This window comes from Roseateles sp. P5_B10 (assembly GCF_056400485.1).
The window spans coordinates 1-4,692 of sequence record NZ_JBFULE010000408.1; the positions used below are offsets into that span (position 1 = coordinate 1).

Consider the following 4,692-nt stretch of genomic DNA (forward strand, 5'->3'; position numbering starts at 1 on the left):
GCGCGGCACGGCCGAGCTGAGCTCCGATCACCAGCTGTTCGCCGAGCTGTCCTACTCCAAGAACGAGATCATTCTGGGCTCGTCGCAAACGCCTTCGAGCACCACGGGCCGCGACGACTACCTGTACCCGGCTGGCGGCAAGTACTACCCCACTGCTGCCGTGGACGCGTCCAGCAGCAAGGGCTATCGCGGTGACCTCGTCATCGCCTGGCGCATGGTGGACGGCGGCCAGCGCCTGACCAGCGTGACCAACAGCATGACCCGCGCCCTCGTGGGTGCTGAGGGCCAGCTCGCAGGCTGGGATTACAAGGTTGGCCTGATGAAGGCCACTTCCAAGGCCAGCGAAGACTTCCTGACTGGGAATTTCTCTGACACGCAACTGGTGCGCGTGCTCAAAACCGGCAACGTGAATCCCTTTGGCCCGAACGACGCGGTCGGTTTGGCCTTGCTGAAGGAAGCCGAACTGCACGGCAACAACCGCGCCTCCAAGACGACGTTGAATGCCTTCGACCTGTCCGCAACGCGCGAACTGTTCGCGATGGCCGGCGGTAACGCCGCCATCGCCGCGGGTCTGGACATCCGCAAGGAAGAGTATCTGGACGGCTACTCCGAAATCGCCGGCTCCGGCGACATCGTGGGTGGTTCGGGCAACGCCGRTAAGGTGCGTGGCGAACGCAAGACCACGGGCATCTACGCCGAGCTGAACCTGCCGGTCATCAAGAACTTGGAACTGAATGCTGCCGTTCGTGGCGACCGCTACAGCGGCGCCAAGGGTGAGTCGCGTGATGGTTCCTTCAGCTCGCCCAATCTGTCGTCCACCAGCCCCAAGTTCAGCCTGCGCTGGACGCCGATGAAGGAACTGCTGGTGCGTGCCTCGGTGGGCAAGGGCTTCCGCGCTCCCGCGCTGGACAACCTGTATGCACCTTCGGCCGGCACCAACACGGGCGGCAATTTCACCGATCCGTACTACAACACCCTCAAGGGCTGCGCGCAGTTCCCCGATCCCAACTACTGCGACACGCAGCTGACGGTGATCAACAACAGCAACCGCAACCTCAAGCCTGAGAAGTCCAAGACCGCCACGATCGGCATGGTCTTTGAGCCGATCAAGGATCTGTCGATGGAAGTGGGTTACTTCGACATCAAGATCACGGACGGCATCAAGGCACTCAGCGGCGACGACATCCTGAAGGACTGGTTCTCCCACCAGACCGGCGCTACGACCAGCACCTCGGTCTACTCCAGCCGTTTGGTCAAGAACGCCCAGGGCTATCTCGACCACGTCGAGGCTTCGCTGGAGAACGTCGGCCAGGCCAAGGTCTCGGGCTTCGACCTCTCGGCCAAGTACCGCATTCGCACCGCGATGGGCAGCCTCACACCGAGCTGGGAAGCGACTATCGTCACCAAGAGTAGCGAAACCAATGTCGTGACGGGTGATGTTGAAGACACCTTGGGCAAGTACCTGCGGGGTGGCCCGGTGGTGCGAGTCAAGCAAAACGTCAGCCTCGACTGGGATACCGACGCCTGGGCAGGCGGCGTTCGCTACTTCCGTCAAAGCGGCTATCGCGACTACGACGAGGTGCGTCACGTGCCCAAGTACGACCTGTGGAGCCTGCAGGGCCAATACAAGGGCGTGAAGAACCTGGTCCTTACAGCCGGCGTCTTGAACCTGCTCGACAAAAAGCCGCCGACGACGGTCCAGGAAGACTATTTCCAGGTCGGTTTCGACCCGACCTACGCCGACGTCAAGGGCCGCAGCTTCTACGTGCGCGCCAACTACAAGTTCTGATCCGCATCGATCGAACAGAATCCAGCAGGCCTTCGGGCCTGCTTTTTTATTGACGTTCAACCTTTCCATGGACTACATCAATCCGGCTCTCGACCTGAACCAGCTCACTGCACAGTTCGGCCGTGACCGCCGCCTACTGATCCGCGACTTCTTCAAGCCGGATGTCGCCGATGCCTTGGCTCGCGCCGTCGAAGCTATCGACTGGAGCTTGTGCTATCGCGACGCTGAGGGCGACCGTCGTCTGACGGGCGAGCAACTGCGCGGGCTCGGTGAAAACCAGCGAAGCCATCTGAGCAACGGCATCATGGAAGTCGCCCGCCGCCAATTTCAGTTCTCCTTTTTTACTGAATCCCTCGCGGATGCAATGAATCGCGGCGAAACCGGGCTACTGGCACGTTTCATACGCTGGATGGCCGATGAGAACTTTCTGAACGTGATGCGCGACATCACCGGCGTGCGGGAGGTCAACCGCGTGTACGCCCAGGCGACGATGTATGCCCCGGGGAGCTTCCTGCTCGCCCACGACGATCACGTTGACGTCGAAGACCGACGCCTGGCCTATGTCATCAACCTGACGCGGCAATGGCGACCGGACTGGGGTGGTCTGCTGAACTTCAGCGAGCGCGACGGCACCGTMAGCGACAGCTTCTTCCCGCATTTCAATTCACTCTCGCTGTTTGCAGTGCCGCAAACCCACTTCGTCTCCTATGTGCCGCCGTTTGCCCAGGGCCAACGCAACGCCATCACCGGGTGGTTGATTGCTGCTTGAAAGGGTGGCCTCGCCTGAACCCTCCGGCTTTGTCCGCCTTTTGTGTCCAGATGCATGTAATCGCGCTGTTTCGCTTGCCCGGGTTAGCCCCAGGAAGTCGTGACAAAAGCGACGGCTAAGATGCCGGCATGGCCAGATTTGGCCGGTGGTGTAGTCTCTCGCTGCGCCTGGTTCGTGGCGATGAAACGCGTGCCCGACGGCTCTACTGCCACCGGGCGTTTTTTTTGCCTTGAACAGGTGTAAAGAGGCTTTACACACCGGCGGCACTGCGTGTTTTCGACGAGGCGGAATCGTTGCTTCCGCGATTTAGAATCCACGCCCTTCGGGAACCAGTTCACGGCAGGAGCGCAACTTTCGCCGTGGCGGTGGCCGCTTGTCCGAGAAGAGTCATTGACTGTGATTTGTAGTTGCAAGAAGGAGCGCGCATGAATTTTGCGCAGGAGAAGCAGGGCGCATCCCGGTTCACGGGCTTCGGCATCGTCGTCCTGATCCACGTCGTGGCCATCTACGCGCTGGCCAGCGGTCTGGCTCGCGATATCGTCAAGAAGGTCACCGGTCCCATCGACGTCAAGGTGATCGAAGAGAAGGTCAAACCGCCGCCGCCGCCAGAGAAGGTGGTGCCTCCGCCGCCGGATCTCAAGGCGCCGCCTCCGCCTTTCGTGCCGCCGCCCGAGTTCCAGGTGACCGCACCCGCGCCGCCGGCCCCGGCCATCGTTTCCACGCAGGTTCAACCGCCAGCCGCCGACATTCGCCCGGCGCCGCCGCCGGTGGTCGCTGCACCGCCTCCGCCTGCTCGCACGGGCCCCGTCAAGGCAGCCATGGTCTGCACCAAGATGGGCAAGCCTGAAATGCCGTCGGTCAACTGGAGCGGCGAAGCTCTGTACAAGGCTATCGCCACCGTGAAGGCAGGCCGTGTCACAGCCGTTGAAATCACCTCGCAGCGTGGTGGCGTGGATCGCAAGGCGCAGCGCGCCCTGATCCAGGCCATCGAAGCTACTCTGCGTGACACCTACGAATGCCCGGGCGATCACGTGTTCGAGCAGGAGTTCCAGTTCAAGATCGACTAAGAGACCTGCTTAGAACCCGGCGCCAGACCGGCGCTTTCAGAACCGCATCAAAACAGAATTTTTCCTAGGAGTTGACTCCATGATTTCTCGCATCACCGGCTTCCTTGCCGCCATCGCCATGGTCGCGACCCTGGCCGTTTCGCCTGCCCACGCGCAAGATCAGAAGCCGGCCGACGCCGCCTCGGCCGCCGTGGTTGACGCCGCCGCCGCTCCGGCTGCTGCCGCCTCCAAGCCGCAAGACAACCCCTATGGTCTGGCCAACATCGTTGCCCATGGCAACGTTGTCGACCAGGTCGTGCTGTTCATCCTGGCCATGATGTCCATGGGTTCCTGGTACATCCTGGTCGTGCGCCTGTGGGACACGAGCAAGCTGTCCTCCGAAGCCAAGGAAGTCCGCGCCACCTTCTTCAAGAAGGCCAGCCTGGCCGATGGCATCCGCAGCCTGAAGGAAGAAAGCGCCTTCCGCTACATCGCCACCACCGCCATCGAGGCTTCGGAGCACCATGAGGGCGCCCTGACCGAGAACATCGACCACAGCAGCTGGGTGACGATGAACGTCGACCGCGCCGTTGCCGACGTCAACACCAAGATCTCGGCCGGCCTGGGCTTCCTGGCGACCGTCGGCTCGACCGCTCCCTTCATCGGCCTGTTCGGTACGGTGTGGGGCATCCTGAACGCGCTGACCGCCATCGGTCTGGCTGGCCAGGCTTCCATCGACAAGGTCGCCGGCCCCGTGGGCGCCGCGCTGATCATGACCGCTATCGGTCTGGTCGTCGCCGTTCCGGCCGTGCTGGGCTACAACTGGCTGGTGAACCGCAACAAGGGTGTCATGAGCCAGGTTCGTTCCTTCGCCGGCGATCTGCACGGCGTGCTGATGGGCAACCGCTCGGTCGCCAAGCGCTAATTCATCCCTGAGCAGCCGCTCGTAAAGGAGCCAATGCCATGGGCATGAACGTCGGATCCTCTTCCGGCGATGACGAGGTGGTCTCGACCATCAACACCACGCCCCTCGTGGACGTGATGTTGGTGCTGTTGATCATCTTCCTCATCACCGTGCCGGTGGTGAC

At 62.0% G+C, this 4,692-nt stretch carries 5 protein-coding genes; all 5 read left to right on the top strand.

Annotated elements, in window-relative coordinates; genetic code table 11:
* Positions 1-1,789 (top strand): TonB-dependent receptor (locus AC1DU6_RS20545; protein WP_477859224.1); only part of this gene is annotated, 1,789 nt, incomplete at its 5' end.
* 67 nt (positions 1,790-1,856) lie between these two features.
* Complete coding sequence (locus tag AC1DU6_RS20550; RefSeq protein WP_457324272.1) at positions 1,857-2,558, top strand: 2OG-Fe(II) oxygenase; 702 nt, start codon at positions 1,857-1,859, stop codon at positions 2,556-2,558.
* 425 nt (positions 2,559-2,983) lie between these two features.
* A complete protein-coding gene (locus tag AC1DU6_RS20555) occupies positions 2,984-3,625 on the top strand; it encodes a hypothetical protein (protein WP_056197813.1) in 642 nt (213 codons plus the stop codon).
* 79 nt (positions 3,626-3,704) lie between these two features.
* The gene (locus AC1DU6_RS20560; protein ID WP_056197812.1) at positions 3,705-4,529 is read left to right on the top strand and encodes a MotA/TolQ/ExbB proton channel family protein; all 825 of its coding nucleotides are present in this window, start codon (positions 3,705-3,707) and stop codon (positions 4,527-4,529) included.
* A gap of 38 nt (positions 4,530-4,567) precedes the next feature.
* Positions 4,568-4,692: ExbD/TolR family protein (locus tag AC1DU6_RS20565; RefSeq protein ID WP_477859227.1), on the top strand; the 125-nt coding region annotated here is incomplete at its 3' end.

Excerpts from the sequence above, each read along its gene's own strand:
- AC1DU6_RS20560 (WP_056197812.1), top strand. The coding sequence starts at position 3,705 with ATGATTTCTCGCATCACCGGCTTCCTTGCCGCCATCGCCATGGTCGCG.
- AC1DU6_RS20555 (WP_056197813.1), top strand. The coding sequence starts at position 2,984 with ATGAATTTTGCGCAGGAGAAGCAGGGCGCATCCCGGTTCACGGGCTTC.